We start from the raw sequence: 17,021 nt of genomic DNA on the forward strand, positions 1-17,021 counted from the left end.
GCTGCGGCAAGCACGAATGGCCGCCATCGGATCACAGACCGCATCAAATCCGCCCATTCATTGTTTCACAAAGTCAACAAAACGTCGCACTTTTGCAGGCATGTGCCGCTTGGAGAGATAGGCAAGGCTGAACTTGGGTTGAGCGACGGGCAGGCCCGGCAGGACTTCTATCAAAGTCTCCGAGGCCAAGGCTGACTGCACGGCGTGCGTATAGACCATAGCAAGACCGAGCCCCGCCTGTGCGATTTCGATGACCGCTGGCAGGTTATCTACCGTCGCGCGGACGCGTGGCCGAGCAGTTTGAGTAGCGTGCGGCCCACTGGTAGCAAAAACCCAGGGCGCAAGGCGGTCATCCGACTGGAGGCGGAAACAGACGCCGTCGTGGTTCGCGATATCTTTAACACCCTTGGGCACTCCGGCGCGATCCAGATATGCAGGTGAGGCAACAAGAGACAGATCAACCGCCGGTCCGATGGGTACCGCGTGGTGGTCTGCCAGCAAAAGCGCATGGCTTCTGACAACCAGATCAAAGCTGTCGCGCACGGGATCAACAACAGCGTCATCGTATCGTAGATCTACAGTGACCTCCGGATACTTGAGTGCAAATTCGCCCACCAGTGCGTTCAAGAACAAATCACCTGTCGCGACAGGGGCTCCGATACGAAGAACACCTTTTGGCACGCTGTCGTTGTCTGCGACAGCGGCAATAGCGTTTTGCAGGTTCACCAGTGGAGTTTCGGCATCGAGCAAAAGTGAGGTAAGCGTGTCGGTCGGTTGCACCGCGCGTGTACTCCGTTCGAACAGCCTTACGCGGAGCCTTTCCTCGCAACGGCGAACCACATCTGACACACGGCTTGCAGACAGCCCCAAATGTAATGCGGCAGACCGAAATCCACGCGCCTTGGCGACAGCTTGCAAGACGAGAAGGTCATCTAGGGAAATCGGCTTATCGTTCTGTTTTTCGGACAATGTGTAAACCTATTGTTCGGTTATTCTAATCCACTCAATCAATTACTTCCTCCTCGAAAGCAAGGAGTATGACAATGTCTGAAATCACCGAGTTCTTTGTCGTCCGCCTGTCAGACGAGATCGCTGCGAAGGATGCTCGCGCCATCGCTCGGCCTGTATTTTGCGAATTGGCAGGTGTGAAGGATTGGCAAACGTACAAATCCACTGCGGTTGATAGACCGACCCTGTTCATTGAAGCCTTCACTTTCCAGAACACCGGGACAGCGAAGGCGGCAGGCGCACAATTCTCGATCCTTGACGAGACCAAAGCCTTCCTCAGCCAGATCGAGGAGATGATCGTCGGCCAACACTTTATCAACATCACAAACGGAGAAACAAAATGACCGATAAAGAAGCAGTACGCGCGGCCGTCACGAGGTGGATGGGTTCGTTGGACGCCGGTAATCTGGAAGGTGTGCTGGCATGCTGCCATGATAAGATTGTCATGGCGAATGGAGGCTCTCCGACCGCCACTGGCATCACGACAATGCGTGAGCGTTATGCGCCACGGATCGAAAACTACGAGATCACATCGGGATGGGACGAAGAAGTTCTGATCGTACAAGGTGATACCGCCATCGTCGTCGGGAGATACACGGTCGCGATGAGACCAAAAGCTGGTGGAGATACGCAAAACATCAAAGGTCGTGTCGCGCTGACCTACGTGCGCAGTTCATCTGGGGGTTGGGTGATCCTCGCTGATGTGGACAACACCTGACCGGGCAAACCGCGAACCATGTGCCAATAACGGAGCAACCTTGGAAGCGGCCATTCGAAAGTCGGGTCCACATGACCGCATAGTCCCGCACTGCGGACCCCGCAGTTCCTCACGACTGGCAGGCGCAAAAACGTGACAAAATCCCTTCTGTTTTGTCGGGGGTTTTTGTCCAGCCTAAGCGATTGATCTGTCGTGGGATAGGGGAGGGTGGCAAAAAGGACCGTTTTTGGAAGAGTTTACCAAACCGGACATTGACGCACGTGCGTTGGAAGGAAGCTTTGTCCCGCAAAGCAGCCTGTGTATTTTCCAGAGGTCGCGTCAAAGCCCTCAGCCTGCAATTGCAACAAATCATTAACACCACATTCACACTTCCACTGTGCGCTGCCTTAACCCCGCAAATTGCCGCTCTAGGGTCCGACGCAAGTCCGACGTTTTGCCGACGCGATGCCGACTGGCCGTTTTGCAGGAAACGCTAGTGTTAACGGATGATTCGTGCGGCGAGGGCCACCTGCCAATTCCGGGGGGTCGCGCAACACCACCGAACGTTGCGCGCCGCCGCCCATATCATACCGCATTCAGGCCGCAAAATGATCTCATCCCATGGGTTAGGTGGCGCGGACCGATAACCAGATATGATTTTCAAGATGTCCCACAGATTGCTTTATCTCTTTGCCCTGCTCGGAGTGCCTTTGATCGCCGGAACGCTTTATCTCTGGGGTCAGCCGCTGATCTGCACCTGTGGTGAGGTGAAGCTGTGGGTCGGCTCCGTTTTTGACGGCGGCAATTCGCAGCATATCGCGGATTGGTATACGTTGAGCCATATTCTGCATGGTGTGTTGATTGCGCTTTTGGGCCGCTTGCTGTTTCCCCGTGTCGGCTTTGCCGTGCTGTTTGCCGTGGCCATCATCACCGGGATCGGCTGGGAGATTATCGAGCATACCGATTTCGTCTTGAATGCGTTCCGGTCCACCACGATCAACGCCGGATACCATGGTGATAGTGTCCTGAACGCTGTGGCGGATTATGTCTGGATGATGGGCGGGTTTTTTGCGGCCTATGCGATGCGCACCTTGCATGTCGTCGGGATCGTAGCGGCGCTGGAATTGTCAGCGGCGTTCATTGCCCGTGACAGTCTGGCGCTAAGCACGCTGATGCTGATCTATCCGCTGGATGCGGTCGAGGAGTGGCAGCAGGAATTGAATCCCAACCGCGCTCAGGCCTGACGCGCCAGGAAATCGGAAACCCGCGCCAGCCCTTCTTTCAACGTCTCAGGTGGATTGGCGAAACCGATACGCACATAACCTTCCATCCCGAAGACCGATCCGGGGGTGAACATCACGCCGGTGTCCTGCAGCAATTTGGAACAGAAGTCGCGAGACCCCATCGGCAGGTCAAATTTCAGCAGTGTTGTGGTGCCTGACCGGGGTCTGACCCAGCTGATCAGTGGTTCGTTGTCGACCCAGCTTGCGAGCGTCGCCAGATTGCCCCGGGTGATCGCCTGGCTGCGTTCCAGCACGCGGGTGTGGTTTTCCAGGGCGATGGTGGCGAAATGGTCGTCGATCTTGCCGACCGAGATCGTATCGTAGTCGCGGTGGATTGATACAGCCTCGATCACTTCCTCCGGTGCGGCGATCCAGCCGAGCCGCAGACCGGCCAGCGAAAACGCCTTGGACATACCAGCGGTAGCGACCCCTTTTTCGTAGATATCGGCGATGGATGCGGTGGTGCCGCTGCCCTGTTGGTCGATGCCGCGATATACCTCGTCACAGAGGATCCAGACATCGGCGGCGCGGGCGATGGCGGCGATGTCTTCCAGCATGGGCCGGTCGATCAGGGCGCCGGTGGGGTTGTTGGGATTGTTGATGGCGATCATGCGGGTGTCGGGTGTGACCAGCGCCTGCAGAGCGTCTAGATCGGGCAGGAACCCGTCCTGTTCGCGCAGGTGCAGGTGCTGCACATCCGCCCCGAGGCTGGCGGGAATGGAATAGTGCTGCTGATACGTAGGCACGATGGCCACAACCCGGTCGCCCCGGCTGATCATGGTCTTGTGGACCAGCATGTTCGCCCCGATGGTGCCATGGGTGACGATCACGTTTTCCGGTGTCTGCCGGTCGTAGAGATTGGCGATGGCACGCAGCAGCCGTTCGGACCCCCGAATTTCGCCATAGGTCATTTTCATCGCCAGAATGTCGGACAGATCATCGGCGTTCTTGCCTGCGATATCCATCAGTTCGGCGATGGTCAGGCTTTCCACGCAGGTTTCAGCGAGGTTGAGTTCGCATTTGAACTCCCATTCGTTCATCCAGATTTCGACGCCGAAGGGTTCAATATACATGGGGCCTGTCTTTCGCGTGGACCTGTTCTGATCTGACCGACCTTAGTTGACCGTGCCTTCAGATCAATCCGGGAAAGCGCCCTTGCCACCAACTGTCCTGCACGTTGATGAACGCATCGCTGTTTCGGAAGTTGTTGATGATCTGCCGGCGCATCGCTGTGCTGACCCCGCGAAAGCCCATTGTCATCGACACATAGGCGTTCACCACCGCCCTGTTCAGCGCGCTGCCATGGCCACAGGCCTGCCCAGGCAGTTGCGTCGGGAAATCGCTCACCGCGAAGAGCGGTCCGGGACGCAACGGATCATGTGGATGACGCCTGCGATGCAGATGAAACTTGTGATCAACCCCATGCGCGCATTCATGGATCACCGTTGTCGCCCGGGCAGGGCGTTGCCATCGTTCCAACGGGATCACATGCAACCGCCTACCACCATCATGACGTCCATATGCGGCAATGGCGGCTTCCAACACGTCATACGGGGCGCCCCATGCGGCATCATTGCGGGCACGGTTGGCTTCGTTTCTGGCGCGCAAGCGGGTCAGGTCAGGATAGGTGCCACCGCCGGACCCACCCGATGGGCGGCCAACCAGCAGAAAAATCGGGGCAATTCCAAGTGCATGGACCGGTGGCATCCGGTCGAAAAAGGGCTGCATCTCGCGGATTTGGGTTGCGACCTCTTCGCGGGGCAGACCATTAAACGCGAAGAAATTGACCTCGTGCTGGCCCATGGTGACAGAAATGCGGAAGGATTCGTAGTTGTCTAACGTGATGGTCAAAACAGCACCTATGCTAACATCGGCAATTAAAAGAATACCGATAGTTTACGGGCGTTGTCCCAAATCGCCAAATCGCGTTGCCAAGACAAAAAAATGCCCGGCCAACAGTGTGGCCGGGCATGGGTTGGGTTAAAGGATAAAGTTATCCTCGGTCAGGCTCCAGGACCGGACCCATGACAGGTCGATGCTGTTGCCATCGCCCAGATCGATATGGGTGCCGAACCAGCCGCCCGAGATGTCGAGATCTTCGATGCTGGCGAACCCGTAATCGCTGAGGTCGATCTGATCCACATGCACGTTGAAGTCGCGGATCTTGTCGTTTCCGTCACCTTCGTTGAAGATGAATGTATCGGCACCACGCCCGCCATACATCACGTCGCGACCTTCGCCACCTTCGATGATGTCGTCGCCCTTGCCGCCGAAAATACGGTCGTGGCCTGTGCCGCCCTTGACCATATCGTCACCTTTACCGCCATAGAGCCGGTCATTGCCCGCGCCGCCGTCGATATGATCATCGCCGCGCCAGCCGCTGATCAGATCACGCCCGTCGCCGCCAAGGCCGACATCGTTGCCTGAACCCAGCAGGATATAATCGTTCCCGCCTTTGCCGCTGACAAAATCGTCGCCGCGTCCGGTGTATATATAGTCACGCCCGTCGGTCCCGATTTTCAGATCGACATTGTCACCGGCCAAAAGGTCGGTGGGGATCAGAACCTCATCAATCACATGCACGATGCCGTTATTGGCCTGAATGTCGGTGGCGATCAGGTTGGCGTCAAACGTATCGGGATCATTGTCGATCAGCGTTGTGCCGGACACTTCGACTGTGCCGCCTTGCAGGGTTTCGATGTTGTCCAGACCCAGTACCTGGCTGGCCTGCAGCGACTGACCCGACACATGATAGGTCAGCACATCGGTCAAGAGCGGGATCGGATCACCCTTGCCCACGACGGTCAGCACATCCACCAGATAGGACCATGCGCCAGCCTCGTCCGATCCGTGGAAGCCCACATCCTGCGCCAGTTTGACGAATGCATCGTCGGTGGGCGCAAAGACGGTCAGGTCGACATTGGCGTCGGCCAGTGTTTCGGCCAGACCGGCGGTTTTGACCGCTTCCAGCAGGATATCGAAATCTGCCGGATTGTCGTCAAACCCTTCGCCAGAGGCGGCCACGATATCGGTAATGCTGGGCGCATCATTGCCCGGCAGATCGACAGGCAACAGCACCCGGTCAATCACATGGATGATCCCGTTTGATGCCGCGATATCCGTCGCCACCAGCGATGGGTTGATCAGATCCGGTTCCAGATCGGTCAGGGTCGGCAGTTCGCCCGCCCCGATTTCGCCCCCTTGCAGGGTCTGGATGCTGCCGGCTGCGGCAATATCCGCCGCTGTCTGCGCCCCGCCAGACACGTGATAGGTTACAACCGCGTTCAACGTGCCCACATCGACATTTTCGACAAGGAATGTGGTGACTGCATCAGTATCGGTGACATCACCGTCAAAGCCCAGATCGGTCGCCAGTTGCCCGAAGGCTGCGTTGTTCGGGGCGAAAACGGTGAACGATCCATCAGCGTTGTTCAGGGTGCTGACCAGTTCGGACCCGTCCAGATTGGCGTCGATATATTGCAGCGCCGCCACCAGAATGCTGAAATCGGGATTGCTGACTGCGATATCGACGATTGTCGGCTCCGGTTCATTGCCGGGCAAATCGACGGGCAGCAAGACCCGGTCGATCACATGGACGATCCCGTTCAGGGCCAGCGTATCGGTCGATACCAGTGTGGGGTCCGTCAGGTCGGGTTCCTTATCTTCGAGCGCGGGCAGGTTGCCTGCACCGATGGACCCGCCTTGCACAGTCTCCACCGAACCAGCGGCGGCAATGTCGGCTGCGGTCAGTGCACCACCGGCGACGTGATATGTGACAACGGCGTTGAGCGTTTCGACATCCACGTTTTCCACGAGGAACGTGGTCACGGCGTCAGTGTCGGCTGTGTCACCGTCAAAGCCCAGATCGGCGGCCAATTGGCCGAAGGCGGCGTTGGTGGGTGCGAAAACGGTCAACGTATTTGCGGGATCGGACAGGGTCTCGACCAGGTCGGACCCTTCAAGATTTGCATCGATGTACTGCAGCGCCGCCACCAGAATGCTGAAGTCCGGATTGCCAGTGGCGATTTCCACGATTGTGGGTTTTGGCGTGTTGCCGGGCAGGTCGATGGGCAGTAGCACCCGGTCGATCACGTGCAGAATGCCGTTATCGGCTGCGATGTCGGTGGCCACAAGCGTTGGGTCGGTCAGGTCGGGCTCGTTATCGACCAGTGCGGGCAGGCTGCCTGCGCCGATGCTGCCACCTTGGATCGTTCCCACGGTTCCTGCTGCCGCGATGTCAGCTGCGCTGAGCGCGCCGCCGGCCACATGATAGGTCACGACGCTGTTGAGCGTTTCCACGTCGACGTTTTCGACAAGGAAGGTCGTCACTGCGTCGGTGTCGGATTTATCCCCTGCGAACCCGAGGTCCTGGGCCAGCAGCCCGAAAGCTGCATTGGTTGGTGCAAAAACCGTCAGTGATTGATCCGGATCGTTGAGTGTTTCGACTAGATCGGACCCTTCGCGGTTTGCGTCGATGAATTGAAGTGCTGCGACCAGAATGCTGAAGTTCGAGTCGCCCGTGGCGATGCCAACGAAAGTTGCCATTTTTGCCCCCTATTGGAATTGGATAGAAAAAGGGGCGGCCCCCAATGGCCGCCCCGTTACTTGTCAATTAGCTTGCTGGCAGGATGACTTTGTCGATCACGTGGATCACGCCGTTTGACGCTTCCACATCTGCGGTCACCACATTGGCATCGTTCACCATCACGCCGCCTTCGGTCATGATGGTTACGTCAGCACCGTTCACGGTTGCCGCTGACATGTCGTTGGTCAGGTCGGTCGACATCACTTTGCCTGGCACAACATGGTAGGTCAGGATCGCGGCCAGTGCTTCTGGATCTTCAAGCAGACCCTCGACTGTGCCTGCGGGCAGGGCAGCGAATGCTTCATCCGTTGGAGCGAATACGGTGAATGGACCTTCGCCTTTCAGTGTTTCGGCCAGACCGGCAGCTTCGACTGCGGCAACCAGTGTTGTGAAGGTGCCGGCTTCAACGGCGGTATCCACGATATCCTTTTCGCCCATGGCGAAAGCACTTGTTGCAACGGCTGCGGCGGCGGTCATGGCGAAGAAAGTTCTGCGTAGCATTTTGATAGACTCCCATTAAAGGATGCCTTCATTTGGCATCGTGGTTTTTACGCATCAGAAAGGTCACGGATCACCGGGAGAAACCGCCGACCTGACTTGACGAAAAAATCGGGCGGCCTAAGCTACGCTGTTTCGCGATTTCCAGTCACAGTTCTGTGATCCGGCGTGACCAAACCGCTCGTTTTCTGGAACATTTCAATAATCTGGCGGCATCGTGAGACACTTTTCAGATCTTCTGACCTATATGCTGATCCGAACACGCTTGAACGGAGAGCCACATGGCATATCGCTGGACCAATGATCTGACCCCCGCTGACGTCACCCCGAAATCTGTCTATCTGAACCGCCGTCAGATATTGGCGGGGACCGTCGGCCTTGGTGCCATCGGTCTGGCGGGCGCCGCCACCGCGCAGGATGCGCTTGAGCCGAACACGCTGGAAGAAATCACGACCTATAACAACTATTATGAGTTCGGGACCGGCAAGAGTGACCCGGCCCAGAACGCGCATAAGCTGGTCACATCGCCATGGTCTATCAAGGTCGATGGCATGGTCGACAACCCTGGTGACTATGCCCTTGCTGATCTGCTGGACGGGTTGACCGTCGAGGATCGGATTTACCGGTTCCGCTGTGTTGAAGCGTGGTCAATGGTTATCCCGTGGAATGGCATTGAACTGGCCGATATCCTCAACAAGGTCGGCGTGCAGTCTGGTGCGAAATATGTGGCCTTTGAAACCGTCGTGCAGCCTGAAAACATGATCGGCGTGCAGCGCCGGGTTCTGGATTTTCCGTATGTAGAGGGTCTGCGCCTGGACGAGGCGATGCATCCGCTGACGATCATGGCGACCGGGATTTATGGTGAGCCGATTGCAAACCAGAATGGCGCACCGATCCGGTTGGTGGTGCCGTGGAAGTATGGCTTCAAGTCGATCAAGTCGATTGTGCGGATCACCCTGACGGATGAAGAGCCGCCGATCAGCTGGAACAAGGCCAATGCGCGGGAATACGGCTTCTATAGTAATGTGAACCCGACTGTGGATCACCCGCGCTGGTCACAGGCGACAGAGCGGCGGATCGGTGGTGGTCTGTTTTCGCCGCGGATCGATACACTGATGTTCAACGGCTACGAGGATGAAGTTGCCAGCCTTTATGAAGGCATGGACCTGACGGAATTCTTTTGATGTCGACGAACCGCGCCCTTTGGATCGGCGGCATCGGCACACTTGTCGCGGCGATCTGTTGTTTCACACCGGCGCTTGTGGTGTTGCTGGGCGCGCTTGGGCTTTCGGCGTTGGTTGGTTATCTCGATCTGGTTCTGCTGCCGCTTTTGGGGATCTTTGTTCTGATCCTGATTTTTGGTGTGGTTCAAATGGTGCGTGCATGACCGAACTGATGTCGACAATCACATGCCCCGACTGCGACAAAACGAAGGTTGAGCAGATGCCGACAGATGCCTGTCAGTGGTTTTATGAATGCACGGGCTGTCAAACGCTGTTGAAACCACAGCCCGGCGATTGTTGCGTCTACTGTTCTTATGGGACTGTGCCGTGCCCGCCGATCCAGGATGGAAAGGCCTGCTGCTGATGGATGTCGCTGGTCGTTTGAATGGTGCGCTGCGCAGGCTCCCAGCGTGGACTATATATATAGTATGCGCAGCCTGGGTCGCGTGGTTGTTCTACTTGGCCCTGACCGGCGGTTTGGGAGTTGAGCCGATCAATGCGCTGGAGCGGGAATATGGTGAACTTGGGCTAAAGCTTTTGATGCTGGGTCTGCTGATCACGCCGCTGCGCAAATGGACGGGCGTGAACCTGCTGAAGTTTCGCCGGGCGATCGGTGTCAGCGCGTTCTTTGTCATCCTTGCCCATTTCACTGTCTGGGCGGTGCTGGATGTGCAGACATGGGAACGTGTCTGGACCGAGATCGTCAAGCGCCCCTATGTGACGGTCGGGATGCTGGGTTTTGTGCTGATGGTGCCGCTGGCGCTGACATCGAACAACCTGTCTGTGCGCAAGCTGGGTGCCGCGAAATGGCGCAAGCTGCACAAGCTGACCTATCCGGTCGCGATCCTGGGGGCGATCCACTATCTGTGGCTGGTCAAAGGCTTTCAGATTGAGCCGATCGTCTATCTGGTGATCATCCTGGGTCTTGTGGCGAGCCGTTATGTATCGTCCGGATGGCGGCGACAGGCGGCCTGAGCCTGAAATCTGCAGTGAATCGGGGGCCCTGCACGCAAAGTGCAGGTCCCTTTTGCATTTTCGATGGGTGAATCGGGGCGATTCACCCCGGCGAGTCGCCGGATGGAAGGTTAACAAAGTGTGAATCGGGCCGATTCCGGCCAAAATCGGGCAGTGAGTCTGTCCGGATAGCGGGGAGCCTTGTGGGAGACTCTGTGGATAACCCCAAATCTGGTATATTCTGTTTCTGTTCTGCCTAAGAAAATTGCGATCTGACCCTGCGTCCACGTACTGAAATTGCCCTAAACCCCCTAAAACATGGGAAAAATCGGGTTTGTCACAAAAAATGCATTTTTCTCGAAAAAAGGGGTTGCGGGTACCCGTCAGTAGCCGTAGAACCCCCCTCACCGGCGGCGCTGAGGCGCTCAACGGGGCGCCAAACGGGCCACACGGCAACGAGACGCAACTAAGAAAATCAGAGGTATTCGAGGCGGGGCGCGCCACAAAGTTAGGGCGCATCTAGTCTCTTTTGTCTCTACGCTGTTTGAAATTGATATATCTGAAGAGATATGTGGGCGGTTTGGTTCAGTTCGATGGATCAACGTCTGTATATCAACGCTCTTAGAACTTCGGTTCGATCATAGAGTGTCAGCTTCACTGTTTGGACGGTTTCTTGTTTTCTTATGAAAACCTGAAGCACGATAAACAGAGAAACGCCATATGGTTTCAGTAAGGCCATGTGGTGATGTGCAGAGGTTCGAACGTCAAGGACAGCGTCGCAAGATGCTTTCAACTTGAGAGTTTGATCCTGGCTCAGAACGAACGCTGGCGGCAGGCCTAACACATGCAAGTCGAGCGCACCTTCGGGTGAGCGGCGGACGGGTTAGTAACGCGTGGGAATATACCCTTCACTACGGAATAGCCTCGGGAAACTGAGAGTAATACCGTATACGCCCTTCGGGGGAAAGATTTATCGGTGAAGGATTAGCCCGCGTCTGATTAGATAGTTGGTGGGGTAACGGCCTACCAAGTCTACGATCAGTAGCTGGTTTGAGAGGATGATCAGCAACACTGGGACTGAGACACGGCCCAGACTCCTACGGGAGGCAGCAGTGGGGAATCTTAGACAATGGGCGCAAGCCTGATCTAGCCATGCCGCGTGAGTGACGAAGGCCCTAGGGTCGTAAAGCTCTTTCGCCAGGGATGATAATGACAGTACCTGGTAAAGAAACCCCGGCTAACTCCGTGCCAGCAGCCGCGGTAATACGGAGGGGGTTAGCGTTGTTCGGAATTACTGGGCGTAAAGCGTACGTAGGCGGATTAGAAAGTAGGGGGTGAAATCCCAGGGCTCAACCCTGGAACTGCCTCCTAAACTACTAGTCTAGAGTTCGAGAGAGGTGAGTGGAATTCCAAGTGTAGAGGTGAAATTCGTAGATATTTGGAGGAACACCAGTGGCGAAGGCGGCTCACTGGCTCGATACTGACGCTGAGGTACGAAAGTGTGGGGAGCAAACAGGATTAGATACCCTGGTAGTCCACACCGTAAACGATGAATGCCAGACGTCGGGGGGCTTGCCCTTCGGTGTCACACCTAACGGATTAAGCATTCCGCCTGGGGAGTACGGTCGCAAGATTAAAACTCAAAGGAATTGACGGGGGCCCGCACAAGCGGTGGAGCATGTGGTTTAATTCGAAGCAACGCGCAGAACCTTACCAACCCTTGACATCCTTGGACCGCCAGAGAGATCTGGTTTTCTCGTAAGAGACCAAGTGACAGGTGCTGCATGGCTGTCGTCAGCTCGTGTCGTGAGATGTTCGGTTAAGTCCGGCAACGAGCGCAACCCACATCTTTAGTTGCCAGCAGTTCGGCTGGGCACTCTAAAGAAACTGCCCGTGATAAGCGGGAGGAAGGTGTGGATGACGTCAAGTCCTCATGGCCCTTACGGGTTGGGCTACACACGTGCTACAATGGTGCCTACAGTGAGTTAATCTCCAAAAGGCATCTCAGTTCGGATTGGGGTCTGCAACTCGACCCCATGAAGTCGGAATCGCTAGTAATCGCGTAACAGCATGACGCGGTGAATACGTTCCCGGGCCTTGTACACACCGCCCGTCACACCATGGGAGTTGGGTTTACCCGAAGGCCGTGCGCCAACCAGCAATGGAGGCAGCGGACCACGGTGAGCTCAGCGACTGGGGTGAAGTCGTAACAAGGTAGCCGTAGGGGAACCTGCGGCTGGATCACCTCCTTTCTAAGGATGTTCCTAGCAGATTGGCTTGCCAATTTCGTGGAACACTTAGCAGTCGGCATACAAAGCCGGCAAATATAGAGCCAGGCCGTCCTCATATCTCTTCAGTTTTGTTCCACCCAGAGTGGGACGCACCTAATGGGGCGTTAGCTCAGCTGGGAGAGCACCTGCTTTGCAAGCAGGGGGTCATCGGTTCGATCCCGATACGCTCCACCAGATGGGTCGGTAGCTCAGGTGGTTAGAGCGCACGCCTGATAAGCGTGAGGTCGGAGGTTCAAGTCCTCCTCGACCCACCATCATCACATCAGATAGACGATTTGACCGTTAAGCAGTGCGCTGCTTTGCCGTCCAATCGGACGACTTGGCCTTCGGGCCATTTGACATCGTATAGAGAGATACAACATCAGAATAGAGGCGCCTCGCGTAAGAGGTTGCTAGACAGGCCGAGGTTCCGCATGGAACCATTGACGCCTCGAAAATCTATTTTGTTCCAAGTCAAGTACACTAACCGGAACAGCAGTAATGCTGTTCGAACAGTGTTTGTTGCGAACCAGCGGCAAGCACTGCAATGTATGCATTTTGATCTTAGAGTGGGTTTAATACACAAAAGGGCCCATTCATTGAAAAAGCCTTGCTTTTTCTGGATCAAATCAAGCGCGAAAAGGGCGTTTGGTGGATGCCTTGGCAGTAAGAGGCGATGAAAGACGTGATACTCTGCGATAAGCCATGGGGAGCTGAGAATAAGCTTTGATCCATGGATTTCTGAATGGGGCAACCCACCTGATACTTTGTTATTATTGCACACCGTTGAAACGCAAGTTTCGACGAACGGTGCAGCTAATAATGAGGTAAACCAGGTATTTTTAACCTGAATACATAGGGTTAAAAAAGCAAACCCGGGGAACTGAAACATCTAAGTACCCGGAGGAAAGGAAATCAACAGATACTCCCCTAGTAGCGGCGAGCGAACGGGGACCAGCCGAGCCATGAGTGTGAATAGAATGTGTTGGGAAGCACAGCCATAGTGGGTGACAGCCCCGTATATGAAGCATGATTGGACGTATTAAGTAGGGCGGAACACGTGAAATTCTGTCTGAACATCGGAGGACCACCTTCGAAGGCTAAGTACTCCTTACTGACCGATAGCGAACCAGTACCGTGAGGGAAAGGTGAAAAGCACCCCGACGAGGGGAGTGAAACAGTACCTGAAACCGAACGCCTACAATCAGTTGGAGGGCCCTTGAGGCCTGACAGCGTACCTTTTGTATAATGGGTCATCGACTTAGTGTATCTAGCAAGCTTAAGCCGTTAGGTGTAGGCGCAGCGAAAGCGAGTCTTAATAGGGCGACTGAGTTAGATGCATTAGACCCGAAACCGAGTGATCTAGGCATGTCCAGGATGAAGGTAAGGTAACACTTACTGGAGGTCCGAACCCACACCTGTTGAAAAAGGTCGGGATGAGGTGTGCCTAGGGGTGAAAGGCCAATCAAACTCGGAGATAGCTGGTTCTCTGCGAAATCTATTTAGGTAGAGCGTCATCCGAATACCCTCGGGGGTAGAGCACTGGATGGGTAATGGGGCCCCACAGGCTTACTGATCCTAACCAAACTCCGAATACCGAGGAGTACTAGATGGCAGACACACAGCGGGTGCTAACGTCCGTTGTGGAGAGGGAAACAACCCTGACCTACGACTAAGGCCCCTAATTCATGGCTAAGTGGGAAAGCAGGTGGGACGACCAAAACAACCAGGAGGTTGGCTTAGAAGCAGCCATCCTTTAAAGATAGCGTAACAGCTCACTGGTCTAAATAAGTTGTCCTGCGGCGAAGATGTAACGGGGCTCAAGCCATGAGCCGAAGTCTAGGATGCACATAGTGCATGGTAGCAGAGCGTAGTGTGACATAACTCCATGCGTCCTTAGTACCGTTCGCGGTACATTGGACGCGAGGAGTTTTCGATGAAGCCGGCCTGTGAGGGATCCGGTGGAGAGATCACTAGTGAGAATGATGACATGAGTAGCGACAAACAGGGTGAGAGACCCTGTCGCCGAAAGTCCAAGGGTTCCTGCTTAAAGCTAATCTGAGCAGGGTAAGCCGACCCCTAAGGCGAGGCCGAAAGGCGTAGTCGATGGGAACCAGGTTAATATTCCTGGGCCAGGAGGATGTGACGGATCTCGAAGATTGTTTTCCCTTATCGGATTGGGAAGGCCGTTTAGAGGTTCCTGGAAATAGCCCTCCATGAGATCGTACCCTAAACCGACACAGGTGGACTGGTAGAGAATACCAAGGCGCTTGAGAGAACCACATTTAAGGAACTCGGCAAAATACCTCCGTAAGTTCGCGAGAAGGAGGCCCGATTAGTAGGCAACTATTGGTCGGGGGCACAAACCAGGGGGTGGCGACTGTTTACTAAAAACACAGGGCTCTGCGAAGTCGCAAGACGACGTATAGGGTCTGACGCCTGCCCGGTGCCTGAAGGTTAAAAGGAGGAGTGCAAGCTCCGAATTGAAGCCCAGGTAAACGGCGGCCGTAACTATAACGGTCCTAAGGTAGCGAAATTCCTTGTCGGGTAAGTTCCGACCTGCACGAATGGCGTAACGACTTCCCCGCTGTCTCAAATGTGGACTCAGCGAAATTGAATTTCCTGTCAAGATGCAGGATACCCGCGGTTAGACGGAAAGACCCCATGCACCTTTACTACAGCTTCGCATTGGCATCAGGCACAGTATGTGCAGGATAGGTGGTGGGCTTTGAAGCGGTGACGCCAGTCATCGTGGAGCCTCCCTTGAGATACCACCCTTATTCTGCTTGATGTCTAACCGCGGTCCGTTATCCGGATCCGGGACCCTGCGTGGTGGGTAGTTTGACTGGGGCGGTCGCCTCCCAAACGGTAACGGAGGCGCGCGAAGGTTGGCTCAGAGCGGTCGGAAATCGCTCGTTGAGTGCAATGGCAGAAGCCAGCCTGACTGCGAGACTGACAAGTCGAGCAGAGTCGAAAGACGGCCATAGTGATCCGGTGGTCCCGAGTGGAAGGGCCATCGCTCAACGGATAAAAGGTACGCTGGGGATAACAGGCTGATGGTGCCCAAGAGTCCATATCGACGGCACCGTTTGGCACCTCGATGTCGGCTCATCTCATCCTGGGGCTGGAGCAGGTCCCAAGGGTACGGCTGTTCGCCGTTTAAAGAGGTACGTGAGCTGGGTTTAGAACGTCGTGAGACAGTTCGGTCCCTATCTTCCGTGGGTGTAGGATACTTGAGAGGAGTTGCCCCTAGTACGAGAGGACCGGGGTGAACGATCCACTGGTGGACCTGTTGTCGTGCCAACGGCAGTGCAGGGTAGCTATGATCGGACAGGATAACCGCTGAAGGCATCTAAGCGGGAAGCCCCCCTCAAAACAAGGTATCCCTGAGAGCCGAGGTAGACCACCTCGTCGATAGGCCAGAGATGTAAGCGTAGTGATACGTTCAGTTGACTGGTACTAATTGCTCGATAGGCTTGATTTGATCCAGTAATAGTAAGACTGGTGATCAAGATACATACACAACACTACAGTCGTACACGACTTGGAATTTCGGTGAATGCTTCGGCGTTCATCGGAGATGTTCTTTTTTTGGTTTGGTGATCATAGCGTGAGCAAAACACCCGATCCCATCCCGAACTCGGCAGTTAAGTGCCACAGCGCTGATGGTACTGCGTCTTAAGACGTGGGAGAGTAAGTCATTGCCAAACCTAATAAGGAACATCTCTGTCGAAAGCATGCTTTCGGCAAATGTATCTCTCTAACGATGCACCTCAATCTTCGATGTTTTGAGGTGCGCTTTGGCGCGGGATGGAGCAGCCCGGTAGCTCGTCAGGCTCATAACCTGAAGGTCGTAGGTTCAAATCCTACTCCCGCAACCACTGACAACGAACGCCCCGCAGTTAACCCTGCGGGGCGTCGGTCGTTTTGACCTACCACTTCCATAATCGCATCCAACTCACCGTGTAGTTCCACGTCAAACCCAGTGTAAGCGTTGTATCGGGGGCCCGAAACAACGCTTCCAATCCATTTCGGCTTACTTATGACTGTAATTCAAGCGCCCAGTCGCCGCTGTTTGACATCGTTAATCACGCCTGTGGAACTCTAGGCAGAAGGCCAATTTGTGGGAGCTCACTGGCCCAAAGGAGACATCCAACCGCAAACGTCGATTCTGCAACGCGGCTCGTCACACCGTCCATTCGCTGCGAGTACAAGACCCGGTGGTGTTCGAACCAAGGTCTGCGGGACGGCGCCGCGAGGCCAAGAACCTCAAGGAGGTGGTTGCCGAACAGACGCTCGAGCTGCGTCTTCTCAAAAAAAAAGCATGTTCGACGGTGGTGGCGACCCCGAATGAGGTAGGTGAATATCGGCACCTGCCCGTCCGGGTCCGCAAAGATCTCCGCGCGGATACGGTCCTCGACGATTACAGTCGCTACATCGTCTCATTGAAGCTGTGTACCAACATGCGAGCCGAAGACGTGACCGACACGCTGGAACTCGCGT

The 17,021-nt window shown here is 55.4% G+C and carries 13 protein-coding genes, 3 tRNA genes and 3 rRNA genes; 14 read left to right on the forward strand and 5 right to left on the reverse strand.

The window, feature by feature from the left end; translation table 11 throughout:
- Positions 1 to 57 precede the first annotated feature (57 nt).
- A complete protein-coding gene (locus ACFWW4_RS21705; protein ID WP_411892754.1) occupies positions 58 to 969 on the reverse strand; it encodes a LysR family transcriptional regulator in 912 nt (303 codons plus the stop codon).
- Between the two features lie 74 nt (positions 970 to 1,043).
- Here ACFWW4_RS21705 and ACFWW4_RS21710 point away from each other — a divergent pair, with 74 nt between their 5' ends.
- The 3 genes from ACFWW4_RS21710 (at position 1,044) to ACFWW4_RS21720 (ending at position 2,949) form a co-directional block, all read left to right on the forward strand.
- Positions 1,044 to 1,352: a hypothetical protein gene (locus ACFWW4_RS21710; protein ID WP_411892755.1), complete on the forward strand. Its 309-nt coding sequence runs from the start codon at positions 1,044 to 1,046 to the stop codon at positions 1,350 to 1,352.
- On the forward strand, positions 1,349 to 1,726 hold the full coding sequence (locus tag ACFWW4_RS21715) for a YybH family protein (protein WP_411892756.1): 378 nt from the start codon (positions 1,349 to 1,351) through the stop codon (positions 1,724 to 1,726). Before ACFWW4_RS21710 ends, ACFWW4_RS21715 begins: the two co-directional genes overlap by 4 nt.
- 644 nt (positions 1,727 to 2,370) lie before the next feature.
- The gene (locus ACFWW4_RS21720; protein ID WP_411892757.1) at positions 2,371 to 2,949 is read left to right on the forward strand and encodes a DUF2585 family protein; all 579 of its coding nucleotides are present in this window, start codon (positions 2,371 to 2,373) and stop codon (positions 2,947 to 2,949) included.
- Here the strand turns inward: ACFWW4_RS21720 and ACFWW4_RS21725 are convergent.
- From ACFWW4_RS21725 to ACFWW4_RS21740, 4 genes are all read right to left on the reverse strand, one after another.
- A complete protein-coding gene (locus ACFWW4_RS21725; RefSeq protein ID WP_411892758.1) occupies positions 2,940 to 4,061 on the reverse strand; it encodes an aminotransferase in 1,122 nt (373 codons plus the stop codon). The two genes, ACFWW4_RS21720 and ACFWW4_RS21725, sit on opposite strands and share 10 nt — an antisense overlap.
- A 58-nt stretch (positions 4,062 to 4,119) precedes the next feature.
- Positions 4,120 to 4,839 carry a hypothetical protein gene (locus tag ACFWW4_RS21730; RefSeq protein WP_411892759.1) on the reverse strand — a complete coding sequence of 240 codons (720 nt, stop codon included), beginning with the start codon at positions 4,837 to 4,839 and terminating at the stop codon, positions 4,120 to 4,122.
- Between the two features lie 129 nt (positions 4,840 to 4,968).
- Positions 4,969 to 7,533, reverse strand: a complete 2,565-nt coding sequence (locus ACFWW4_RS21735; protein WP_411892760.1) for a fasciclin domain-containing protein — start codon at positions 7,531 to 7,533, stop codon at positions 4,969 to 4,971.
- Positions 7,534 to 7,600: 67 nt separating this feature from the next.
- Positions 7,601 to 8,074, reverse strand: coding sequence for a fasciclin domain-containing protein (locus tag ACFWW4_RS21740; protein ID WP_393927173.1), 474 nt, complete (start codon positions 8,072 to 8,074; stop codon positions 7,601 to 7,603).
- Positions 8,075 to 8,352: 278 nt separating this feature from the next.
- Between ACFWW4_RS21740 and msrP the strand changes: the two genes are divergently transcribed.
- The 11 genes from msrP to ACFWW4_RS21795 form a co-directional block, all read left to right on the forward strand.
- The gene (gene msrP / locus ACFWW4_RS21745; RefSeq protein ID WP_411892761.1) at positions 8,353 to 9,255 is read left to right on the forward strand and encodes a protein-methionine-sulfoxide reductase catalytic subunit MsrP; all 903 of its coding nucleotides are present in this window, start codon (positions 8,353 to 8,355) and stop codon (positions 9,253 to 9,255) included.
- Positions 9,255 to 9,458 (forward strand): mercury resistance system transport protein MerF, encoded by a 204-nt coding sequence (gene merF, locus ACFWW4_RS21750; protein ID WP_411892762.1) that lies wholly within the window; start codon positions 9,255 to 9,257, stop codon positions 9,456 to 9,458. The genes msrP and merF overlap by 1 nt, the downstream gene beginning before the upstream one ends.
- Positions 9,455 to 9,658 carry a GDCCVxC domain-containing (seleno)protein gene (locus ACFWW4_RS21755; RefSeq protein WP_411892763.1) on the forward strand — a complete coding sequence of 68 codons (204 nt, stop codon included), beginning with the start codon at positions 9,455 to 9,457 and terminating at the stop codon, positions 9,656 to 9,658. The genes merF and ACFWW4_RS21755 overlap by 4 nt, the downstream gene beginning before the upstream one ends.
- The gene (msrQ, locus tag ACFWW4_RS21760; protein WP_411892764.1) at positions 9,658 to 10,269 is read left to right on the forward strand and encodes a protein-methionine-sulfoxide reductase heme-binding subunit MsrQ; all 612 of its coding nucleotides are present in this window, start codon (positions 9,658 to 9,660) and stop codon (positions 10,267 to 10,269) included. The genes ACFWW4_RS21755 and msrQ overlap by 1 nt, the downstream gene beginning before the upstream one ends.
- 769 nt (positions 10,270 to 11,038) lie before the next feature.
- Positions 11,039 to 12,500, forward strand: a 16S ribosomal RNA gene (locus tag ACFWW4_RS21765).
- A gap of 137 nt (positions 12,501 to 12,637) precedes the next feature.
- Positions 12,638 to 12,713 (forward strand) — tRNA-Ala (locus ACFWW4_RS21770).
- A gap of 3 nt (positions 12,714 to 12,716) precedes the next feature.
- Positions 12,717 to 12,793 (forward strand) — tRNA-Ile (locus ACFWW4_RS21775).
- 352 nt (positions 12,794 to 13,145) lie between these two features.
- A 23S ribosomal RNA gene (locus ACFWW4_RS21780) occupies positions 13,146 to 16,002 on the forward strand.
- 111 nt (positions 16,003 to 16,113) lie between these two features.
- Positions 16,114 to 16,228: ribosomal RNA gene (gene rrf / locus ACFWW4_RS21785) — 5S ribosomal RNA — on the forward strand.
- Together the 16S, 23S and 5S rRNA genes with 3 tRNA genes alongside form the textbook arrangement of a ribosomal RNA operon.
- 94 nt (positions 16,229 to 16,322) lie before the next feature.
- A tRNA-Met gene (locus tag ACFWW4_RS21790) sits at positions 16,323 to 16,399 on the forward strand.
- Positions 16,400 to 16,639: 240 nt separating this feature from the next.
- A partial coding sequence (locus tag ACFWW4_RS21795) for a hypothetical protein (protein ID WP_411892765.1) occupies positions 16,640 to 17,021 on the forward strand: 382 nt, incomplete at its 3' end.

Origin of the sequence: Yoonia sp. SDW83-1 (assembly GCF_046762885.1) — a bacterium.
In the GTDB taxonomy this organism is placed as follows: domain Bacteria; phylum Pseudomonadota; class Alphaproteobacteria; order Rhodobacterales; family Rhodobacteraceae; genus Yoonia.